Source organism: Aquimarina gracilis (assembly GCF_035285365.1).
In the GTDB taxonomy this organism is placed as follows: Bacteria; Bacteroidota; Bacteroidia; order Flavobacteriales; family Flavobacteriaceae; genus Aquimarina; species Aquimarina gracilis.
The window spans coordinates 19,777-40,982 of record NZ_JAYKLX010000001.1; the positions used below are offsets into that span (position 1 = coordinate 19,777).

Annotated in this window: 21 protein-coding genes; 9 read left to right on the forward strand and 12 right to left on the reverse strand. The window is 35.1% G+C overall.

Features of this window, described 5'->3' with window-relative positions; all coding sequences use genetic code 11:
• The first annotated feature begins 24 nt into the window (after positions 1-24).
• Positions 25-792: a methyltransferase domain-containing protein gene (locus U6A24_RS00075; protein ID WP_324177887.1), complete on the forward strand. Its 768-nt coding sequence runs from the start codon at positions 25-27 to the stop codon at positions 790-792.
• On the opposite strand, the gene U6A24_RS00080 is transcribed toward U6A24_RS00075, so the two are convergent.
• The 3 genes from U6A24_RS00080 to U6A24_RS00090 are packed head-to-tail and all read right to left on the reverse strand — an operon-like array spanning position 789 to position 3,083.
• Entirely contained in the window at positions 789-1,784 is a 996-nt protein-coding gene (locus tag U6A24_RS00080) for an FAD:protein FMN transferase (protein WP_324177888.1), read from the reverse strand. The genes U6A24_RS00075 and U6A24_RS00080 overlap by 4 nt on opposite strands.
• 3 nt (positions 1,785-1,787) lie before the next feature.
• Positions 1,788-2,165 carry a Na(+)-translocating NADH-quinone reductase subunit F gene (locus U6A24_RS00085; protein ID WP_324177889.1) on the reverse strand — a complete coding sequence of 126 codons (378 nt, stop codon included), beginning with the start codon at positions 2,163-2,165 and terminating at the stop codon, positions 1,788-1,790.
• Positions 2,166-2,204: 39 nt separating this feature from the next.
• A complete protein-coding gene (locus U6A24_RS00090) occupies positions 2,205-3,083 on the reverse strand; it encodes a DUF4846 domain-containing protein (RefSeq protein WP_324177890.1) in 879 nt (292 codons plus the stop codon).
• A 163-nt stretch (positions 3,084-3,246) separates the two neighbouring features.
• Here U6A24_RS00090 and U6A24_RS00095 point away from each other — a divergent pair, with 163 nt between their 5' ends.
• Positions 3,247-3,897, forward strand: a complete 651-nt coding sequence (locus U6A24_RS00095; protein ID WP_324177891.1) for an outer membrane beta-barrel protein — start codon at positions 3,247-3,249, stop codon at positions 3,895-3,897.
• A gap of 64 nt (positions 3,898-3,961) precedes the next feature.
• On the opposite strand, the gene nqrF is transcribed toward U6A24_RS00095, so the two are convergent.
• The 6 genes from nqrF to U6A24_RS00125 are packed head-to-tail and all read right to left on the reverse strand — an operon-like array spanning position 3,962 to position 10,060.
• Positions 3,962-5,272, reverse strand: a complete 1,311-nt coding sequence (gene nqrF / locus U6A24_RS00100; protein WP_324177892.1) for an NADH:ubiquinone reductase (Na(+)-transporting) subunit F — start codon at positions 5,270-5,272, stop codon at positions 3,962-3,964.
• 1 nt (position 5,273) lies between these two features.
• The gene (nqrE, locus tag U6A24_RS00105; RefSeq protein WP_324177893.1) at positions 5,274-5,990 is read right to left on the reverse strand and encodes an NADH:ubiquinone reductase (Na(+)-transporting) subunit E; all 717 of its coding nucleotides are present in this window, start codon (positions 5,988-5,990) and stop codon (positions 5,274-5,276) included.
• 11 nt (positions 5,991-6,001) lie between these two features.
• Complete coding sequence (locus U6A24_RS00110) at positions 6,002-6,694, reverse strand: NADH:ubiquinone reductase (Na(+)-transporting) subunit D (RefSeq protein WP_324177894.1); 693 nt, start codon at positions 6,692-6,694, stop codon at positions 6,002-6,004.
• 6 nt (positions 6,695-6,700) lie between these two features.
• Entirely contained in the window at positions 6,701-7,456 is a 756-nt protein-coding gene (locus U6A24_RS00115; protein WP_324177895.1) for a Na(+)-translocating NADH-quinone reductase subunit C, read from the reverse strand.
• 2 nt (positions 7,457-7,458) lie between these two features.
• Positions 7,459-8,700 carry an NADH:ubiquinone reductase (Na(+)-transporting) subunit B gene (locus tag U6A24_RS00120; protein ID WP_324177896.1) on the reverse strand — a complete coding sequence of 414 codons (1,242 nt, stop codon included), beginning with the start codon at positions 8,698-8,700 and terminating at the stop codon, positions 7,459-7,461.
• A gap of 4 nt (positions 8,701-8,704) precedes the next feature.
• Positions 8,705-10,060: a Na(+)-translocating NADH-quinone reductase subunit A gene (locus tag U6A24_RS00125; RefSeq protein WP_324177897.1), complete on the reverse strand. Its 1,356-nt coding sequence runs from the start codon at positions 10,058-10,060 to the stop codon at positions 8,705-8,707.
• Positions 10,061-10,250: 190 nt separating this feature from the next.
• Between U6A24_RS00125 and U6A24_RS00130 the strand changes: the two genes are divergently transcribed.
• From U6A24_RS00130 to apaG, 3 genes are all read left to right on the forward strand, one after another.
• Positions 10,251-11,519: a type IX secretion system plug protein gene (locus U6A24_RS00130; protein ID WP_324177898.1), complete on the forward strand. Its 1,269-nt coding sequence runs from the start codon at positions 10,251-10,253 to the stop codon at positions 11,517-11,519.
• A gap of 76 nt (positions 11,520-11,595) precedes the next feature.
• A complete protein-coding gene (locus tag U6A24_RS00135; protein ID WP_324177899.1) occupies positions 11,596-12,750 on the forward strand; it encodes a DUF3667 domain-containing protein in 1,155 nt (384 codons plus the stop codon).
• Positions 12,751-12,754: 4 nt separating this feature from the next.
• Positions 12,755-13,141, forward strand: a complete 387-nt coding sequence (apaG, locus tag U6A24_RS00140) for a Co2+/Mg2+ efflux protein ApaG (protein ID WP_324177900.1) — start codon at positions 12,755-12,757, stop codon at positions 13,139-13,141.
• Here the strand turns inward: apaG and U6A24_RS00145 are convergent.
• Positions 13,134-14,120: a DUF6695 family protein gene (locus U6A24_RS00145; RefSeq protein WP_324177901.1), complete on the reverse strand. Its 987-nt coding sequence runs from the start codon at positions 14,118-14,120 to the stop codon at positions 13,134-13,136. The genes apaG and U6A24_RS00145 overlap by 8 nt on opposite strands.
• Before the next feature lie 2 nt (positions 14,121-14,122).
• On the reverse strand, positions 14,123-14,839 hold the full coding sequence (locus U6A24_RS00150) for an NRDE family protein (protein ID WP_324177902.1): 717 nt from the start codon (positions 14,837-14,839) through the stop codon (positions 14,123-14,125).
• A 172-nt stretch (positions 14,840-15,011) separates the two neighbouring features.
• On the opposite strand from U6A24_RS00150, the gene pruA reads away from it, so the two are divergent.
• The gene (gene pruA, locus U6A24_RS00155) at positions 15,012-16,640 is read left to right on the forward strand and encodes an L-glutamate gamma-semialdehyde dehydrogenase (protein ID WP_324177903.1); all 1,629 of its coding nucleotides are present in this window, start codon (positions 15,012-15,014) and stop codon (positions 16,638-16,640) included.
• A gap of 62 nt (positions 16,641-16,702) precedes the next feature.
• The gene (locus tag U6A24_RS00160) at positions 16,703-17,164 is read left to right on the forward strand and encodes a GNAT family N-acetyltransferase (protein WP_324177904.1); all 462 of its coding nucleotides are present in this window, start codon (positions 16,703-16,705) and stop codon (positions 17,162-17,164) included.
• Positions 17,165-17,993: 829 nt separating this feature from the next.
• Here the strand turns inward: U6A24_RS00160 and rsmG are convergent.
• Positions 17,994-18,623, reverse strand: a complete 630-nt coding sequence (gene rsmG / locus U6A24_RS00165; protein WP_324177905.1) for a 16S rRNA (guanine(527)-N(7))-methyltransferase RsmG — start codon at positions 18,621-18,623, stop codon at positions 17,994-17,996.
• Between the two features lie 170 nt (positions 18,624-18,793).
• Between rsmG and U6A24_RS00170 the strand changes: the two genes are divergently transcribed.
• Entirely contained in the window at positions 18,794-19,894 is a 1,101-nt protein-coding gene (locus U6A24_RS00170) for a fatty acid desaturase family protein (protein WP_324178439.1), read from the forward strand.
• A gap of 44 nt (positions 19,895-19,938) precedes the next feature.
• Positions 19,939-21,129, forward strand: a complete 1,191-nt coding sequence (locus U6A24_RS00175) for a pyridoxal phosphate-dependent aminotransferase (protein ID WP_324178440.1) — start codon at positions 19,939-19,941, stop codon at positions 21,127-21,129.
• The last annotated feature ends 77 nt before the right edge of the window (positions 21,130-21,206 follow it).

Below are 21,206 nucleotides of genomic sequence, written 5' to 3' on the forward strand. Positions count from 1 at the left end.
ACTTTCTTTCGTGTAATTCATGAGATGAAAAAACTCTTTAAACTAATATTAAATACGATTCCGAGGCCATTGTTAATACGGTTAAGTTATCTGGCACGCCCTATCATTTCTTTAGCTTTAAGAGGAAAAACTTATACAGATCCTATAGACGGGAAAAGCTTTTCTAAGTTTTTGCCATATGGATATGAAAATCAGAGAGACAACGTTCTTTCACCATCGACATTATCTCTAGAACGACATCGACTACTGTGGTTATACCTTAAAAATGAAACTGATTTTTTTACGACCAAAGCCAAAGTTCTGCATTTTGCACCAGAACAGGCTTTTTATCAAAGATTCAGAAAATTAAAAAACCTGGATTACACCACAACCGATTTAAACTCTCCCCTTGCAAATGTAAAAGCAGATATTTGCAATCTGCCTTTTGACAAGGATCAATATGACATTATCTTCTGCAATCATGTGCTAGAACATATCCCAGATGACACCAAAGCCATGCAGGAGCTTTTTCGGGTTTTGAAACCTGGGGGTATGGCAATTTTACAAATTCCGCAGGACTTAAATCGTGAAAAAACTTTTGAGGATGATAGCATTACAGACCCAAAAGAACGCGCAAAAATATTTGGACAATATGATCATGTGAGAGTGTATGGAAGAGATTACTTTGAAAAATTAAGGTCTATTGGTTTCAAAGTTGACGAGGTAGACTATACAAATATTTTGACTCCAGAAGAGGTAACAAAATACTGCCTGGCAAAGGGTGAAATACTTCCGGTTTGTTATAAACCTTAATCCGCCGGAAAATCATTTAAAGCTAATGTTTGCAGTTCCTTGCTTTCATTTTCATAAATAAAAAAAACTTTTAACTCAGGATGTTTTTCTAAGAATTGCTTTGAACGTTCTAATCCCATAGACATGAATGCTGTTGCATACGCATCTGCCTCTACACAAGTATCTGCTAGTATCGAAACACTTAACAAATTAGATTTATGGGGATACCCGGTTTTGGTATCTATGATATGGGCATAGCGATTACCATTTTCATCCAGTTTAAACTTACGATAACTACCCGAAGTCGCCATAGACTGATCTCGTAAGGAAATCACCTTACTATACGATTGTGTGTCATCAAAATTTGGATCTTCTACCCCTATTCTCCATGGTTTTTGCTTAATTACATTTTTACCTTTCCCCCGAATTTCTCCTCCAATTTCAACCAAATAATTTTGATATCCTTTGTTTTCAAGAAACTCTGCAAATACATCAACTGCATATCCTTTGGCAAGTGCATTAAAGTCTATAAAGGTGTTTTCATGTGACTTTACTATTTTGTCTTTCTGTAACGCGACTTTATCCAAACCAACCGAAACAAGCAGACTATCAATTTTAAGGCTATCTAAAGACATTACTTTTCCTCCGGGTCCAAAATCCCAGGCGTTTACCAAAACACCAATAGTTGGATCAAAAGCGCCTTTGGTTTCGGCATATATCCGTTTTGAAACGGCAAATACTTTCTTGAAATGATCGTCAATAACAACGGTTGCATCTCCCTTATTGATCCTTGATATATCTGAAGTATCTATATATGTTGACATTGAAGCATTAATAACTTCAACCAAGCTATCATAAGATTTAGAAAAATCGACCTCTTTCTCTTCAATAAACTGAACCGAAAATGAAGTGCCGAAGGCTTTTCCCTGAGTATAATTAAGCACTAATTTTGGTTCGTTATTGCATGAAATTAAGGTTATAAATACAGCTGTGACTACTATTAAGTATTTCATGTTCTAATTAAGATGAGTTTCTATAGTTTGTAAGCCCGCATATTCTAAAACATACTCCTCATTTAACAATACTGGCTTATTTGGATTTTGAGCATTTTGCAAACCAACTCCTGCATAAAACACTTTTGCCTGTTGCTCTCGGGCATGTTTCTTGAAAGATTCCATCCAAATCATGTCATAATTATGAGGGTTGTCTGGATAAGAAATTGCTTTTACCACCACAAAGTAACGTTGATTAGATTGATCAACACATACAAATTGTGGATGTTTTCCTAATTTGCTGTTAATGGCAATAAATTCGAAACCTTTTTTCTCTAAGTCTTCACCTACGATATTCATCGCAAGATTATGCAGTTCTTGTTTGGTTAAAATTCTGGTCATAGCGGGGCAAAGATACAATCAAAATGACATATCGATCAATTATTTAAATCGAATAAATCGGGCTTTATCAAAATAATAGCTAGGAGTATATACTGGTTCTTCTTCTTGAAACCGATACCATGGAGAAATGGAAGTGTCTTCAAAGTTTTTAAGCAAACAAACACTTTGAGCGGGAGTATTTCCTTGAGCTAATAAATACATTTTATCACCTTCTTCATTTACAATCTCATCAACAATAATTTCGATATGCCCAGGTGAACCTGGTTTAATCAACATATCCCCTATTTTTATTTCTGAAACCGGCACTTTTTCAAGCTCATGATACATAGATAATGTCCCGGCATACATATAAATTAGATTGAGATACTTATAAAAATTTGCTTTCGTATTATTTGGAGATGCGGTTTTATGAAAAGTAACTTTGTTTCCTTTAATTTTTGGTCGGTAACCTTCAGCATATTTCTTCCAGGAGCAATAATGTCCTGAGGTAAATTTAAAACCAATTTCATTTTTTCGTTTGTTATTCCATAAATATTCAGATCGAATACGCATTAAGGCATCGGCACATTGTTGTAATCCATTTTTTGGGACAGGCACCTCTAATATAGCCTCGTGCCAATGTTGAGCAAAATATTCGCTATTATCATAGTTGATAATTTTTGTTCCATACGGTTTTAATTGATAGTGTCGCAGATACTCCTGAAAAGAACTTTGAGGATATTCTACCCTTTTGTAACCTTCGGGTACATTTACTCTGGTAGAAATAGAATCCCCAACAACATTAATATAATTCGGTTCAATAATAACATTTGTAATTGCTCCTTTTGCTTGATTGGCAATCATTCTTGTATTGGTAAAACTTCTTAATATAAATATTAAAATTAACGCTATTACCAAAGAGAATATGTATTTCTTCATTTACTGCAATTTAATCCTTTTCCAATCCAGAACCTTTTTTGTCATATACAAAGACCCCATAAAAGTTAAAAAATTTCAATTAACAAAAGATTAATAAACAAAGATATTTTCTTGAGTGTCTTTAAAAGTGATTCACAAAATTCATTAATTAAAAACAAATAATATGAAAACCACATTATTTTTTTGCATTGCTTCACTCCTATTTTTTTCTAAATCATTTGCTCAAGAAGAACCAGATTTTGGTTTTAAAAAGGGTGATGTTTTTATATCAGGTAGCCTAAGTTATAACAAAACAAACTTTGAAAATAATAATGATTTTGATGAAGATAGAAGCAGATGGGTTATTCAACCTAGGATTGGGTATTTTATTAATTCAAATTTTGCCATAGGGACAAGATTGAGTTACTCCAAATTCAAATCAGATAATTCACAGGATTTTAGTTCGGATGGATCCGATGTAGGTATTGGTATTTTTGGCAGATATTATTTTACGCCACAAAAACGATTTAGTATTTACGCAGATGCTTCTGCATCATATTTTAGAGGAAAATCTGAACAAGAATTTATATTCAATGATCAAATTGAGATTACAGAAATAGAAAATGATAGCTATGCAGTAGCAATATCTCCTGGAATTCAGTTTTTCGTTTCAGAAAAGTTTGCATTAACTTCGAGTATCGGAAGCATAGAATTTTCAATTTCTGAAGGTGAAACCATTAATCCTGATGGAGAAAGATTTACAAGAGAATCTGATAACTTTTCTATTAATCTAGGTCTAGACAATATTTTCTTAGGAATTTTATACCGAATATAAACGATTGAAACTAAAAAGAGCTGCCTTAACAAAGCAGCCCTTTTTTCTTATATCAATATATATTCTATCCTCCAAAGTCATCAAATCTGATATTCTCATCTGGAATACCAAAATCTTCACCCATTTTCTGAACGGCTTTGTTCATTAATGGCGGCCCACAGAAGTATAATTCAATATCTTCGGGCGCTTCATGATGATTCAGATAATTATCAATTACGCAATTGTGAACAAATCCGACAAATCCGTCACCTTCGGTATCATTGATATCTTTCTTCACTTTCCAATTATCCTCTTCTAATGGCTCAGAAAGTGCCAAATAGAATTTGAAATTTGGGAATTTCTTTTCTAAATCATAGAAGTGATCCAAATAGAATAATTCTCTTTTAGAACGACCTCCATACCAGTATGTTACTTTTCGACCGGTTTCTAATGTTTTGAAAAGATGGTATAAATGCGAACGCATTGGTGCCATACCTGCTCCTCCTCCTACATATAACATCTCTGCATCAGATTCATTGATAAAGAATTCACCATAAGGTCCAGAAATCGTAACCTTATCACCTGGTTTTTGTGCAAATATATAAGAAGATGCCACACCTGGATTCACATCCATCCATCCATTCTTTGCTCTATCCCATGGTGGGGTAGCAATACGCACATTCAGCATGATATCCCTTCCTTCAGCAGGATAAGAAGCCATCGAATAGGCACGCTCCACAGTCTCTGTGTTTTTCATTACCAACGGCCATAAGCCAAACTTGTCCCACTCTACCTGAAATTTATCCGGGGTTTCATGTTCTTCTGGATGTGCCGTAATATCTATATCAGAATATTTGATCTCGCAAGGAGGTATTTCAATCTGAATATATCCTCCTGCTTTATAACCCATATCCTCTGGGATACGCACCACAAATTCTTTAATAAACGATGCAACGTTGTAGTTACGTACTACTTCAGCTTCCCATTTTTTAATTCCGAATACTTCTTCCGGAATTTGAATATTCATGTCTTGTTTTACTTTTACCTGACAAGCCAAACGTGCTCCATGTTGTAATTCCTTACGTGAAAAGTGCGGTGTTTCTGTTGGAAGAGCTTCTCCTCCACCCGCAAGCACGTGACATTCACATTGAATACAGGTACCTCCACCTCCACAAGCAGATGGCAAGAATATTTTTTCACTACCCAATGTAGATAATAAGGTCCCTCCTGAAGCAACTTCAATCTCTTTTTCACCATTAATAGTGATTTTAACCGGTCCTGATGGTAATAATTTATCTTTTGCGAATATTAAAATTCCTACCAAAACCAGGATAAGAACCAAAAATGAAATAATAGTAATAGCTATTGTTCCACCGGTAGATGCTAATAATATCATATTATTTAAGTATTGTAACATTAGTATTTTCGGCTACTTCTTTTGTAGTCTCTTCTTTTTCCACCTGTACAGCTTTAGTCTCTTTGCTAGCCTCTTCATCACCTCCTGTTAACATTCCACCAAAACTCATAAACCCTATCGCCATTAATCCTGTAAGGATAAAGGTTATCCCAAGTCCTCTTAAGGGCGCAGGTACATTTGAATATCTTATCTTTTCTCTAATTGCTGCAATAGCCAGAATTGCCAAGAACCATCCTATACCAGAACCGATTCCATAAACTGCTGCATGAGAAATGGTTGCAAATTCTTTTTGCTGCATAAATAAAGACCCTCCAAGTATTGCACAGTTTACAGCAATTAATGGTAAGAAAATCCCTAGAGAATTGTACAACGCAGGTGAAAATTTCTCTACCACAATCTCTACCAATTGTACCATTGTTGCGATTGTAGCAATAAATAAAATAAAAGTTAAGAAACTTAAGTCATAATCTGCATATTCTGGGCCCAACCAAACCAAAGCACCTTCTTGCAAAAGATACTTATCTAATAAAAAGTTTAGCGGTACTGTAATTGCCAATACAAATATTACTGCTGCTCCAAGTCCTACAGCGGTAGAAACTTTTTTGGATACTGCAAGGTATGAACACATTCCTAAGAAGAATGCAAATACCATATTATCTATAAAGATCGATTTTAAAAATAATTCTAAATATTCCATGTTTCTTTATTTTAATGATCTTCGATTAATGCTTTATTTCTACTTCTTTGAACCCAAATAATGATTCCAACGGTAATTAAAGCCATAGGCGCTAATACCATAAAACCGTTATTTTCATATCCAATAGCATATAATCCTGTCTTTTCGATTGGGTCACCTAAAACTTTCGCTCCAAACAACGTTCCCGAACCTAGTAGCTCTCTAAAGAATGCCACTACAACTAATAACAAACCATAACCAGCCGCATTTCCGATTCCATCTAAGAATGATTTCCAAGGACCGTTACCTAGGGCAAACGCTTCAAAACGTCCCATAATAATACAATTTGTAATTATCAAACCTATAAAAACCGAAAGCTCTTTACTTAATGTATATGCATATGCCTTGAGAACTTGGTCTACAATAATCACAAGTGCAGCTACAACAACTAACTGAACAATAATTCTAATTTTTGAGGGAATAAGATTTCTCATTAAAGAGATTACTACGTTTCCTACTCCCATAACAAAAATTACTGATATTGCCATTACAATCGATGGTTTCAACTGCGCTGTAATAGCCAATGCCGAACAAATTCCTAGTACCTGGATAGTAATTGGGTTATTATCGGCAAGCGGATCTGTTAGTAATTTTTTGTTTTTCTTCGAAAACAAAGGCTCTTTAGGCTCCTTTACTTTAACTTTTTCTTCTGTTACTTCAGCCATTTGTTATTATTTTAAAGTTTCGAAATAGGGCTTGTACATTTTGATTCCTTTCTTCACCATAGCAGTTACACCATCACCTGTAATCGTTGCTCCTGCCAATGCATCAACAGCATTATCATCTTTTCTTTCGTTTTTTGGATCACCATTTCCTTTTTTAACGGTGATTCCGGCATAGTTACCACTAGCATCAAGAATACTTTCCCCGATAAAATCATCTCTGAAATAAGCTTCTTTAATATTAGCTCCAAGTCCGGGTGTTTCACCTTTATGATCAAAAAATGCTCCTTTTACCTTTTTAAATTCTTTATCCAAAGAAACATATCCCCAGATGGCATCCCAAAGACCATTTCCTCTCATAGGAACAATATAAAATTCTTCTCCATCTTTTTTCCCTATGAATAAAGGCATTTTGCGCTCATAGTTAGGATCTTGCTTCACCTTGTCATTTTCCTTTTTCACTTCTATCGCAAAGGCATCTGTAGTTTGTTTGGCCACACTACCTGTAACAATATACTGTCCTTCATCACCAACATATTTATTGAACAATTCCTCAGCTTGTTCTGCAGGAACAAACTCATTAGGATCTTCAGCATCTGCTATTCCCATAGCAAACAAAATGTTTTGTTGTTTTTCTGTTCTTTTATTTGCATCTATTTTCCCTTTCAAAGAAGAAGCTGTAAATGCAAGAAGGGAACCAACCACTGCCACCATTGCTATAGCGAATATGATTGTATATGAATTTTTATCTCTATTAATCGCCATGATTAAGCGGTTTTTAATTTTAAACGTTTCATTCTTTTCTTCACATTACCTTGAACCACATAGTGATCAATTGTAGGAGCAAATACATTCATCAATAAAATTGCCAACATAACTCCTTCTGGGTAAGCAGGGTTGAATACTCGAATAAGAATGGATATAAATCCAATCAAGAATCCGTAGATCCACTTTCCTTTATTAGTTTGCGAAGCAGTAACGGGGTCTGTAGCCATAAACACGACTCCAAATGCAAATCCCCCGATTATTAAATGATGCCAAAACTCAGTACTCATTAAACCGTAGAATTTACTTCCATTATCAATCCATCCTGCATCAACAATTCCATTAAAAATCAATCCCATGGCTAACGCTCCTAATACAGCGCTTACCATAATTCTCCAGCTCCCTATTTTAGAAAAAATCAAGAACAACCCTCCTAATAAGATTAATAATGCTGAAGTTTCTCCCACAGAACCAGGAACAAATCCATAAAAGGCATCTGCTACAGAGTACGCTACTTCACTACCACGAGATGCGGTTTCGGCTATAATTTCTTTTCCTTGTGCCAAACCACCAAGAATCGTTTCTCCAGAAATAGCATCTGGAGTACCAGCTCTTTCTACAGCTCCATGAACCCATACTTTATCTCCAGACATCCAGGTAGGATATGCAAAGAATAAAAATGCCCTAATGGTTAATGCCGGATTAAGGATATTCATCCCTGTTCCTCCAAATACTTCTTTACCAATTACAACACCAAATACAACGGCAACGGCAAGCATCCATAATGGTGTATCCACAGGAACAATTAGTGGCACCAACATTCCAGTCACCAAGTATCCTTCTTCTACTTCATGTCCTTTAATCACTGCAAAAACAAATTCTACAGCCAAACCAACTCCATAAGAAATAACTACTAATGGTAAGATTTTCCAAAGACCTACTGTAAGGTTGTCAAAGGACCAAAATTCTGGGCTTAAAAAACCACTAGATACAGCGTCTATTTCACCTAAAGCCAAATGATGTTGGTATCCTGCATTGAACATTCCAAATATCAAACACGGTACTAAAGACATAATAACCGTATTCATTGTACGTTTCAGATCATCTGCAGCACGAACATGTGATCCAGAATGTGTAGTCTCGTTAGGCAAATACAAAAATGTATGGATCGCATTAAATGCAGGAGCCATTTTTTTGCCTTTATATTTAAGTTTTAGTTTATGTAATTTATCTTTTAATCCCATAGCACTATCCTATTTCTTTTAACATTAGATCCAATCCTTCTCTTATAATTTGTTGATGTGGTTGTTTCGACACACAAACAAATTCTGTAAGAGCAAAATCCTCTGGAGCTACTTCATACATTCCAAGTTGCTCCATAGCATCTAGATCATTTACCATACATGCTTTAAGAAGTTGTAAGGGATAAATATCTAGAGGAAACACGTTTTCATAACTTCCTGTTACCACAAATGCACGGTGTTCACCATTAGTATTTGTGTTAAGGTTATATTTTTTATTTGGAAACAACCAAGAGAACGTCAGGGCTCTTGAAGGCGAAATCTTATTAAAAATTGGCTTGTTCCATCCAAAGAATTCATAATCATCTCCTTCTGGAATTACCGTAATACTATCGTGATAATATCCCAAATGACCATCTGGCCTTACATTTTCTCCAGTAAGCACATCTCCGCTTATTACTCTAATATTAGCTTCATCATGTACTCCAGAATGATAGACTACAGACGATACCTCGGCACCAATCTTTGTTTTATAGTATCTTGCATTTTTCACTGAAGCTCCAGCAAGTGCTATAGTTCTTTCGGCATTGAATTTACCGGTAAGAAATAACTCTCCAATAACCACTAGGTCTTGTGGACTTACAACCCAAACAACCTCTCCTTTATTAATAGGATCTATTTTGGCTATTTGTACACTTGCATTTCCAGCAGGGTGTGGTCCCGAAACTTTATGAAGTGTACTATTGTTTAAGCCCGTTAATGGAGAATTAGAATTTTTCCCGACTGAAATATGAACTTGTCCTTCGGTTAACTTACTTAGCGCAGTTACTGCAGCCTGAAGCTCATTTTCCTTACCTGCCAACACATAATCTTTATCTGTAGAAAGTGGCGCAGTAGCATAACCAGAAATAAAAATAGCCTTTGGAGCCACATCTGGATTTGCAATTACATCATAAGGTCGTTGTTTTACAAATGGCCAGCACCCAGAAGATAACAAATGGGCTTTTATTTCCTCACCACTCATTGCGTTTACATCTTTTGCTCCAAAGTCAACATATTGCTGTTCTTTGTCAGCAAGAATTTTAAAAGCTAAGATCTTTCTTTTGGCACCACGCACAATTTCTACTATTTCTCCACTTACTGGTGAAGGAAATAGCATTTTTTCATTTGATTTTGAGTGAAAAAGTGGTTCGCCGGCTTTAACTTCTGTCCCTTGTTTAGCAATAACTTTGGGGATAATACCGTGAAAATCGTCAGGCTTAATTGCAAAAACATTACTTCTTGTAGCTTCTACAGTAGTTTTTTCTGCCTCGCCAACAAGCTTAATGTCTAAGCCCTTTCTGATACGAATGTCTTTTGACATATTTGTAGTCTATGTTAATTAACTAAAAAAATCGTGCAAATTTACTAATTAAAACACGTAAGTGAAAGCGGGTTTTGTCATAAAATATTATTAATAATCATTCTAAATAAGGATATTATCAAATCAAAAAAGCTACAAACTTCGTTAGGCATACATTTTGTTTATATTTACACATATAATCTTTGATATAATGCCACTCAGACTTAAACAACTCTTATTATTTTTAGCATTTCTGTTCGGGACCGTGTCTTCTTTTTTTTCACAATCATTTTCTGAAAACAGTGCGGATGCAAATCACATAAGAACTATACAATTATACGGGGACTCAGAATTTGCAGGAATACCTATTATTAAATTAGGAACCCCTTTCAAAATAACATTTGATGATATTAATGGAGACGAAGCCGATTATTATTATAGAATCACACACCACAACTTCGATTGGACGCCATCTGTCTTGTATAAAAATGAGTTTTTAGATGGTTTTGACGAGATTAGAATTGTAAATTATGAAAACTCTTTTAATACCCTTCAACTATACAGTCATTATACCTTAAATATTCCCAATGAAGATACCAGAAGATTAAAAGTAAGTGGAAATTATAAGATTGAGATTTATGATGATGATGATGAAGTTGTCTTTTCAAGAAAATTTATTGTTTACGAAAATCGTTCTACTGTAAAAGTATATATCAAAAGATCCAGAGATTTTAATTTTATAAATACCAAACAATCGGTGCAATTTGAAATAGACTCTCCTAATGAGATTTTAAGAAACCCTAACCGTACTGTAAAAACTCTGGTAATGCAAAATAATGATATTAAAAACAGCATTACCAACTTAACTCCGCAGTTTACCATCGCCAACAAATTGGTTTACAAATATGATCAGGAATCAGCTTTCTGGGGAGGAAATGAATTTTTGTTTTTTGACAGCAAAGACATAAGAGCCTCCAACGCTGGTATTGGCCGAATAGAGCTACAAGATATTTACCACAATTACTTACATCGCAATGTAGTAAGAGCAAACAGGAAATACACCTATAACCCTGATATAAATGGAAATTTCGTTGTTCGTAATATCGATGCAGATAATAGTGATGTGGAATCCGATTACTCTTGGGTACACTTTGCATTAGAGTGTTATGAACCCCTAGAAGGAGGGGAAATCCATCTATATGGAAACTTTAACAACTATGCTCTTGACGAATCCACAAAGCTAGACTATGACGAGGAAAGCGGTTTATTTTACACCAAAAAGCTTTTTAAACAAGGTTTTTACAATTACAAATATGTTCTTTTAAGGCCAGATGGCACCATTGACCCTGGGTTTATAAGCGGTAATTTTGATGAAACCGAAAATGAATACACTGTAATCCCCTATTATCGTGCTCCTACTGAGCGCTATGATCGGGCTATAGGAAAAGGGATTGGAAACTCAACAAACATTACCAACTAGAATAATCCCACTTTCTTTTTGGGATTGTAAGAAACTCCTTTTATTTTAGACCCAGCACAAGACCAAACCATCATCAATGAAAGAAAAGGGGAGATTTCTTAAAAAATATAGAGGAAACGAATGTCTCAACTGTGGAGTTCCGTTGGACATTATTGATCGCTATTGTCATAATTGTGGTCAACTAAATACAACAAAAAAACTTTCATTCAGAGATTTTTTTGATGAGTTTTTTGCAAGTATTTTTTCTTATGATTCACGCTTAAGGCATACGATGATTGCCCTATTATTTAATCCAGGAAAAATTTCTAAGGATTTTGTAGAGGGGAAAAGAGTAAAGTATGCAAATCCTTTTCGATTTTACCTCAGTGTTTCAATCATCTTTTTTATAATAAATGGTTTATTTATTGACTTTGACAAATTCACTTCGAATATCGGAAAGGATGCTAAAGTAGGTAAAGAAGCTCTAAATGAGATAGAAAAAAGCTTTGTTGCGAATGATTCTATTAAAGAAAAAATATCTTCGCAAATATCAGAAACAAATGGCATCTCAGAGTCTGATAAAGAAATAATAAAAAATGCCATTTTGGCAACAGACAGTATTCCCTTTTCGGCATTCGGCAAAAAAGAACCTAAAGAGGTAATATATTATACACAGGCTCAAATAGACAGTATAAGTTTTTTCAGCAGACCTTTCAAGCTTTGGAAGATGTATGACGATTATTATGAAAAAACAAAGGAAACCTTAACATTCAAAGCCCTTGCCGATTTAAAACATGATGAAACAAGGATAAATAAATACGTCTACAAACGGGTTAAAAAAACTAATGACTTAAACGACAATTATGGCCGCGAATTGCTTGAGTTCATTTTTAACAAATTACCTTTTATTATCTTTTTCTTTTTACCGTTTTTTGCCCTGGCAATATGGTTTCTGTACATAAGGAGAACATTTACGTATATGGAGCATATGGTTTTCACCTTCCACACCCAAACCATGTTTTTTATATTAATAGGTCTGGCAATATTGGTAAATCAAATCGCAGGAACAACTACGGTAACAGGTATAGCAATTCTCATTTTTCTGTTTTACCTATATAAAGCCATGCGTAAATTTTATAATCAGGGAAGACTAAAAACAATTGTTAAATTTATGCTAGTCAACGTATTATTTTTTATCTTAGCGGGTATAGGTTCGGCGTTTACCATAGCCGGATCCGTTTTCATTTTTTAGTCAGATGGTGCAACAGATAACTAGAGGTATAAAAATTTCGGTGGATACCACCTTCGAAGGCACGTTCTACAAGAACTACAAGATTCATTTTGCCTTTGGTTACCGTATTACCATCGAAAACCAAAGCAAAGACTCTGTACAACTTACTTCCCGTTTCTGGGAAATAAAAGATGCCTTAAACAACACCGAGACAGTAGAAGGTGAAGGGGTAATTGGAAAGAAACCCGTTCTTAAACCTGGTGAATCACACACCTACAATAGTGGTTGTCTATTAAGTTCTCCTTTTGGATCTATGAAGGGTCATTACAATATGGTTAATTTCACTTCTACCAGAAAGTTCAAAGTAATGATTCCGGGATTCAAATTAAGCACACCTTTTGCTCTTAACTAACAATCCTTTTTACTAGTTCGAATCGTACTTTTTTCCCGTCTTGCTCAACGTGACAATATTTACAATTTGAATCATATACAAATCGATACTCTTGAGAAATATCAAAATGTGCTTCTTTCACTTCGAAAAGCCCTTTAAAATCCTGTTCTCCATATTCGGTATAACGAGTAATCTGAAAACTAGTATCACTCGAAGATTTTTCTAATGTAAAATACGCACTACTACCTATACCTGATAAATAATGAGCATTCTTTAATTTTAAAGATGATGACGCTTCATCAGTTAAAGCAGGTACATTTTTATCAAAGTAATTGGTCATATTTTCTTTAAAAGCAGAACCCTGATATACTTTTATACGACCACCGCTAACCTCATAAATTGGATTATCCAAAGAAGATTTTTCTACATTACCTACGGTGCTAGGTGTAAAAAGCTTATTTCGTAATAAAGGTTTTCTAATTCTATCATGATCGGTTCCTGCAAGAATGGTATCTGTTACAATCCGAGAACAATTACTTCCGTTTTTACCAAATGCCTTATACGGGATACTACCTTTATTTTGCACAGACAATACAAAATCTCTGGCTCTATCATAATAAATATAGTCACACACTGAAGCTACTAGACGACCACTACCATGAGTTTTATGCGGATGTGCCTCTAACCACAATAAGAACTCTTCGGTATTTATGAGTCTTTTTTCTGAGGAAATTTTCGCTTTAAAAGGGATTTCGAGTTCAACATCGGTAATTGCACTGCGAACTCTTCCAAATCCTTGAGGAGTTATATATCTTCCAAAATCATAATATTCTGCCTTCCCGGTTTTATTTTCTATTAATACGAAGGCAGCATGACCTGCTTTAATAAATCTATTTTTTCCCAAACCAAATAATGGTAGCAGTTGCAAAACAGATTCATCAGAATATTTCACAAAAGTATCAGGAAAGGCTAATGAAATTATTTTACCTGTATATTTCACTTTTACACAGTGATTGCTTCAAAAACAACTTTATTGACTTCTTCATTTTGAAGATTCTCGTACCGCATCGATAGCTCTTCCTCATTTTTCACAATTTGAGTAATACTTATCGTTTTAAGAAAACCTCTATCAATTTGCAGATCTACATCCTTATCCCCTATTCCAGCATTTTTATGAAAACCCAATAACGAATCGGAGGTAATTACATTCTTGCTCTCAAAGGTATCAAACCAATTTTTACGTAAGCTTTTCATTTCTTTGGTGTACAGTGTGGACGACGACCAAATATGTGTTTTTTTATCTAATACCTTAAAATGCTTTTGAAATCCATCCCAAACAAATTCAAACAACCTAAGGTTGGATTTCCAATTCACTGCTACAATTGTAAATGGCTCAATGCCTTTACAATCATAAGACTCTATAGCATTTTCCAAATGATCAGCTTCCAACAACTCCTTTACCACCACCCCTCTACTCTGTCTATAAGAGACTTGTCTTTCATGAATTTCAAAACCGCCGTTAAGTAAACATATCATTGTATTCTTATCACTTACTCCTATCCATGTACCTCCTGCCAAAGCGTCTTTAGGAAACAACATTCGTGTTTTATTTACCCGATAGAATTCTGGCGGTAATGTTTTTCGATTTATAACCTCGTCACGATTAGAGGTAAGAATAAAATCATTTTCTCGAATTGGGATCAATGTTACTGTACACATAAAATTTGGGTCGGCTAAATAAGCGACAACTTACAAAAAAAAATACATACCCCACAATGTTTATAAAAGGTTAAAATGCATATTAGGCTATTTAATTTTCTATCTTTGCTATCCTAAATGACTAACTCATTAGACAAACACATCTTACTAATTTAAAATAACACACTACATTATGGGAAAAGGTTTTTTTCAAGTTCCTACAGCAATAAATGAACCTGTAAAATCGTATGCTCCAGGAACACCTGAAAGAGAAGAAGTGCTTTCAACCTATAAAGAAATGTACAATACTAAGATAGATGTACCTTTATATATAGATGGTGAAGAAATAAGAACAGGAGATACAGGAACTATGTCCCCTCCTCATGATCATCAACATGTTTTAGGAACCTATCACAAAGCCGAAAAGCAACACGTTCAAAAAGCTATAGATACTGCTATTGAAGCTCGAAAAAAATGGGCAAACCTTGCATGGGAGCAACGTGCTGCTGTTTTTCTTAGAGCTGCAGAGTTGATAGCTGGCCCTTACAGAGCCAAAATAAATGCTGCTACCATGTTAGCGCAATCCAAAAATATTTTTCAGGCAGAAATTGATGCCGCTTGTGAATTTATAGATTTTCTACGTTTTAACGTAGAATACATGACTCAAATCTATGAAGACCAACCAGACTCGACTTCGGGTGCTTGGAACCGATTAGAATACCGCCCATTAGAAGGATTTGTGTATGCGATCACTCCTTTCAACTTTACAGCAATCTCTGGAAACCTTCCTGCTAGTGCAGCCTTGATGGGAAATACTGTAGTTTGGAAACCAAGTGACAGCCAAATATATTCTGCAAAAGTGATTGTAGATATTTTTAAAGAAGCTGGTGTTCCTGATGGAGTAATTAATGTGGTTTACGGAGATCCAGTAATGATTACTGATACCATACTAGCAAGTCCTGACTTTGCTGGAATTCATTTTACAGGAAGCACCCATGTATTTAAAGATATTTGGGCTAAAATCGGAACTAACATTCATAATTACAAGACGTATCCAAGAATTGTTGGAGAAACAGGAGGTAAAGATTTTATTGTGGCACATCCAAGCGCGAATGCTAAACAAGTTGCTACAGGTATCTCTAGAGGAGCTTTTGAATTTCAGGGGCAAAAATGTAGTGCAGCATCCAGAGCTTATATTCCAAAAAGCTTATGGGCTGATGTAGAAAAATTTGTGAAGGAAGATATCAAATCTTTCAAGATGGGATCACCAGAAGATATGAGTAATTTTATCACCGCTGTTATACATGAAGGCTCTTTTGATAAACTTGCAAAATATATCGATCAAGCTAAAAATGATGCTGATGCAGAAATTATAGCTGGTGGTAATTACGATAAATCTAAAGGATATTTTATCGAACCTACGGTTATTCTAGCTAAAGATCCAAAATATACCACAATGTGTACAGAGCTTTTCGGTCCTGTAATCACAATTTATGTTTACGATGACAACAAGTGGGCCGAAACTCTTGAGTTGGTAGATGGAACCAGTGAATATGCACTTACCGGAGCTATATTCTCTACAGACCGTTATGCTGCTGCCGAAGCCACTAAGGCTTTAGAAAATTGTGCCGGAAATTTTTATATCAATGACAAACCAACTGGAGCTGTTGTAGGGCAACAACCATTTGGCGGTGCAAGAGCTTCTGGAACAAACGATAAAGCAGGTTCCTATCTTAATTTATTACGCTGGGTATCACCACGTACTATCAAAGAAACTTTTGTTTCACCATCAGATTACAGATATCCTTTCTTAGGAGAATAAATAATATTAAACATTTAAAAAGCGCCTATTCTGGCGCTTTTTTTTGCCAAAAACCTCACATTATGATCATTAGAACAGCTACACTCGAAGATCTACCCATCCTACTGGATTTCGAGCAAAAACTTATCGAAGCCGAGCGCCCTATGGATCCTACATTAAAACAAAAAGAAAAAATAAGCTATTATAGTATTGAAGATTATATAAAATCGGATCATACAGAAGTTGTCGTAGCAGAAGTTAATAATGAAATTGCTGGAAGCGGCTATGGTCAAATCAGAGATCGTAAGGATTTCTTTATTCAAAAACAGTATGGCTACATTGGCTTTATGTATGTAACAGAAGAACATCGTGGCAAAGGTATTAGCCAAACTGTAATAAAGTATTTGTACGATTGGTTCAAAACCAAAAACCTTGAAGAAGTGCGCCTAACCGTTTATGAAAAAAACCCAAGAGCCATAAAAGCTTATGAAAAAGTAGGTTTTGAAAAGCATCTCATTGAAATGAGAATTAGTCTGAATAATTAAACTTAATATCCTCTTTACATATAGCTAAAGTATTAATGAACTACCCCAACGCAGAGTCGTCGGGGTATCTGAAACAAGACTTTTTGTTCTGGATCTTGGTTCTAAAAGTCTGGAATCTGTAAGTTACACTCGAGACAGAGTCTAGGGAATTATATTGATTAAATAGCACATAAAATTTATCATAAAAAAAATTTGAAGATTAAGGCACGACATAGCGAAAGTTATGTGCAAGACAGAGCGTGGACAAAGGACATAGGCTTAACTAAGTCGAGGATTTTAACGCAAAAATTCAGATTTTCAACATGAATATTAGTGTTACTTGATATTGATTTAGCTATACCTTCGCCATTAAAGATAGAGATGAGGTCTGTGGTTTGAGGTTTAAAAAATCATGGAATACCTAAATATACTGTCGAGGAGTATAAAAAACATAGTGAAGAGTTCAATATACTGTAGATACATCAATTATACCTGGTGAGGAATGCATTATACTACATGAGAAGTCAATTATACCGTAAAAACATCAATTATACGCAGTGAATCATTGATTATACCAAGTGAGCAGTCCATTATACCATAAATATATTGATTATACAAGTTGAGAAACCAACAGGTATACGACAAATTTCCGTTTTCGGGCAAACTGCCTCAGGGCAAGCCCATGAGGCATCAGTTGGGAACTAATTTTTATTTCGCGGCAAGCTTCGGAGCATTTAAATCTCGATTATCGAGTAAATTATTTTGCAACTCCCTTCCTTATGGGGAAAAGGATACTAGCAACAGAAATTTGTCGTACACCCAAAAAGTAAGATATTATAGAAATCACTATTTAAATCTTATATTTTAATGGTAAGTACACCACCTTTTTGGTTTCAAAAAACTCTTCTTCAAAATAATCTGAAAGATTATGCTCCACAGCTTTAGGAAAAAGAGCCAATTCTTCTGTCAAGTCACCTCCTTTTAAATACAATATACCATTTTGAAGTTCGTGATTACTTTTTTTGGCAATATTTTTTCTAACCCATTTAACGAAATCGGGCATATTGGTTACAGCCCTGCTCACAACAAAATCAAATCGATCATCAAAGGTACCTGCTCTACGCTGCTCTGCTCTAATATTGGTCAACCCCAAAGCTTTCACAACTTCATTAACCACTCGTATCTTTTTGGCAATCACATCAACAAGATAAAACTGTGTCTCGGGAAACATAATCGCTAATGGGACTCCAGGAAAACCACCACCTGTTCCTACATCCAAAACATGAGAACCAGCTTTAAATTCAAGAATTTTAGCAATACCAAGAGAATGTAACACATGTCTTTCATACAAAGACTCAATGTCTTTACGGGAAATCACATTAATTTTGGCATTCCATTCTGTATACAAATCTCCCAACTTCGAAAATTGCTCTTGCTGCTCTTCGGTTAAATTTTGAAAATACTTATCTAAAATTGTCACACTTTTATTGTTTTGCGATTATAATAATAAAAATCAATACGAGTTGAAGCGCAAAAATACATGTTAAACTAATATATTTTACTTCTTTTTAGGAACTTAAAAAAATTTAAATGTCTAACTTTACCCAATATTACTATGACCTATTACGTTTGGTCATAAACCTCAACAGTATGACTACACCCAATATTCGCTTTAACAGAGCCGACTCTGCTAAGTTTTTCAGAACGCTTAATAAGCGTGTTAATCAATATTTCAAGGAAAATAATATTAAAAGAACTGGCAATTGGAAATTGCATTTGAAAACAATTATTATGTTTTCAATTTTTTTGACTCCTTATTTTTTGATCCTTACACTTGATATTTCTCAATGGTGGATGCTATTACTTACAGTCGTAATGGGGGTAGGAATGGCAGGAGTAGGTATGAACGTTATGCATGATGGAAATCATGGTTCGTATTCTTCAAAAAAATGGATTAATAAATTAATGGGAAATAGCATTTATATTCTTGCCGGTAATGTATACAACTGGCAGGTACAACACAATGTTCTACATCATACGTATACCAATATACATGGACATGATGAGGATATGGATGCAGGAAGAGTTATTCGCTTTACCAAACATGCAAAATGGCGACGTTTTCATAGGTTTCAGCATTATTACTCTATATTTTTATACGGACTACTGACGTTTAACTGGGCGCTAACCACAGATTTTAAGCAGACCAAAAACTACTTGGCACGTAAATTATCTTACGGAAAATTACCAAGCCCTTTAAAACAATGGAGTACCGTGGTAATCACAAAGATTATCTATCTTATGATTTGGATTGTAATACCAATGCTTATTATGTCGATTGCCTGGTGGAAAATCTTGATTGGCTTTTTTGTGATGCACTATGTAGCAGGATTAATACTGAGTGTTATATTTCAACTAGCACATATGGTAGAGGGAGCCGAAATGCCTGTTCCCGACAAAACCGGAACCATGAAAAACACTTGGGCCATACACCAATTGTTTACTACGGTTAATTTTTCTACGAAAAATAGATTAGTTAACTGGTTTACCGGTGGTTTAAATCACCAGGTAGAACATCATATTTTCCCTAATATCAGTCATATTCACTACACGCAAATCTCGAAAATTGTAAAACAAACGGCACTAGAATTTAATCTGCCTTATAACGAATATAAAACCACACGTAAAGCAATTATTGCTCATTTCAAACACCTTAAGGAAATGGGAATGAAACCAGCTTTACAACCATAATAACTTTTATTTACCAATTAAAAATGAGTACACCAGTTTCAGAAATGAGCACGCAACTATCTGACAGAATTAATGCTCTTAAAGCATCGGCCACATTAGCCATGGCGGCAAAAGCCCGTGAATTAAGAGCAGAAGGAAAAGACATTATTGGTTTAAGCCTTGGCGAACCAGATTTTAACACTCCAGAGTTTATTAAGGAAGCGGCTATCCAGGCAATCAATGATAATTATAATTCATATACCCCTGTAGACGGTTATGTAGAGTTGAAAGATGCTATCATCACAAAATTTAAACGAGACAATAATCTTTCTTATGACCGTTCCCAAATAGTAGTATCCACAGGAGCAAAGCAATCTCTATATAATGTAGCTCAGGTATATTTAAATCCGGGTGACGAGGTAATTTTGCCTTGCCCTTACTGGGTAAGCTATAGTGATATCGTGAAATTATCTGGAGGTGTTCCAGTAGAAGTAAAAACTTCTATTGACACAGATTTTAAGATGACCGCAGAGCAACTTGAAGCTGCAATTACGCCAAAAACAAAAATGTTGTGGTATAGCTCTCCTTGCAACCCAAGTGGATCAATATATAGTAAAGAAGAACTAAGAGCTTTGGCAGATGTTCTTCAAAAATACCCAGAAATTGTTGTTGTTAGTGATGAGATTTATGAACATATCAATTATGTTGGGGACCACGCATCTATGGCTCAATTTGAAGACATGTATGACCGTACCGTTACAGTGAATGGAGTAGCCAAAGCTTTTGCCATGACAGGATGGAGAATCGGGTATATTGGAGCACCTAGAGCTATCGCAAGGGCCTGCAACAAAATGCAAGGACAAGTTACTAGTGGAGCTAATTGTATTGCGCAAAGAGCAGTAATTACCGCCTTAGAGGTGCCAGTTAGCAAAATTCAGTACATGGTTGACGAATTTAAAGAGCGAAGAAAGTTAATTTTAAATCTATTGTCTGAAATCCCCGGTTTTGAATGCAACGAACCAGAAGGTGCGTTTTATGTTTTTCCCGATATCTCGTATTATTTTGGTAAAACATTACAAGGACATACTATCAATGACGCCACAGACTTTTCCATGTTCCTATTAGAAAAAGCCAATGTTGCTACGGTAACTGGTATTGCTTTTGGAAATGGTAATTGTATTAGAATTTCTTATGCAGCCAGTACAGAACAAATCATTGAAGCCATAAGAAGAATCAAAGAGGCAGTAAGCCAATAAGACCAATAAAATCTAATCACAAGCCGATTATTCTTAAAAAGAATTAATCGGTTTTTTTTGATTTACAACCTTTTAAC

Excerpts from the sequence above, each read along its gene's own strand:
- U6A24_RS00075 (WP_324177887.1), top strand. The coding sequence starts at position 25 with ATGAAAAAACTCTTTAAACTAATATTAAATACGATTCCGAGGCCATTG.
- U6A24_RS00080 (WP_324177888.1), bottom strand. The coding sequence starts at position 1,784 with ATGAAATACTTAATAGTAGTCACAGCTGTATTTATAACCTTAATTTCA.
- U6A24_RS00085 (WP_324177889.1), bottom strand. The coding sequence starts at position 2,165 with ATGACCAGAATTTTAACCAAACAAGAACTGCATAATCTTGCGATGAAT.
- U6A24_RS00090 (WP_324177890.1), bottom strand. The coding sequence starts at position 3,083 with ATGAAGAAATACATATTCTCTTTGGTAATAGCGTTAATTTTAATATTT.
- U6A24_RS00095 (WP_324177891.1), top strand. The coding sequence starts at position 3,247 with ATGAAAACCACATTATTTTTTTGCATTGCTTCACTCCTATTTTTTTCT.
- nqrF (WP_324177892.1), bottom strand. The coding sequence starts at position 5,272 with ATGATATTATTAGCATCTACCGGTGGAACAATAGCTATTACTATTATT.
- nqrE (WP_324177893.1), bottom strand. The coding sequence starts at position 5,990 with ATGGAATATTTAGAATTATTTTTAAAATCGATCTTTATAGATAATATG.
- U6A24_RS00110 (WP_324177894.1), bottom strand. The coding sequence starts at position 6,694 with ATGGCTGAAGTAACAGAAGAAAAAGTTAAAGTAAAGGAGCCTAAAGAG.
- U6A24_RS00115 (WP_324177895.1), bottom strand. The coding sequence starts at position 7,456 with ATGGCGATTAATAGAGATAAAAATTCATATACAATCATATTCGCTATA.
- U6A24_RS00120 (WP_324177896.1), bottom strand. The coding sequence starts at position 8,700 with ATGGGATTAAAAGATAAATTACATAAACTAAAACTTAAATATAAAGGC.
- U6A24_RS00125 (WP_324177897.1), bottom strand. The coding sequence starts at position 10,060 with ATGTCAAAAGACATTCGTATCAGAAAGGGCTTAGACATTAAGCTTGTT.
- U6A24_RS00130 (WP_324177898.1), top strand. The coding sequence starts at position 10,251 with ATGCCACTCAGACTTAAACAACTCTTATTATTTTTAGCATTTCTGTTC.
- U6A24_RS00135 (WP_324177899.1), top strand. The coding sequence starts at position 11,596 with ATGAAAGAAAAGGGGAGATTTCTTAAAAAATATAGAGGAAACGAATGT.
- apaG (WP_324177900.1), top strand. The coding sequence starts at position 12,755 with ATGGTGCAACAGATAACTAGAGGTATAAAAATTTCGGTGGATACCACC.
- U6A24_RS00150 (WP_324177902.1), bottom strand. The coding sequence starts at position 14,839 with ATGTGTACAGTAACATTGATCCCAATTCGAGAAAATGATTTTATTCTT.
- pruA (WP_324177903.1), top strand. The coding sequence starts at position 15,012 with ATGGGAAAAGGTTTTTTTCAAGTTCCTACAGCAATAAATGAACCTGTA.
- U6A24_RS00160 (WP_324177904.1), top strand. The coding sequence starts at position 16,703 with ATGATCATTAGAACAGCTACACTCGAAGATCTACCCATCCTACTGGAT.
- U6A24_RS00170 (WP_324178439.1), top strand. The coding sequence starts at position 18,794 with ATGACTACACCCAATATTCGCTTTAACAGAGCCGACTCTGCTAAGTTT.
- U6A24_RS00175 (WP_324178440.1), top strand. The coding sequence starts at position 19,939 with ATGAGCACGCAACTATCTGACAGAATTAATGCTCTTAAAGCATCGGCC.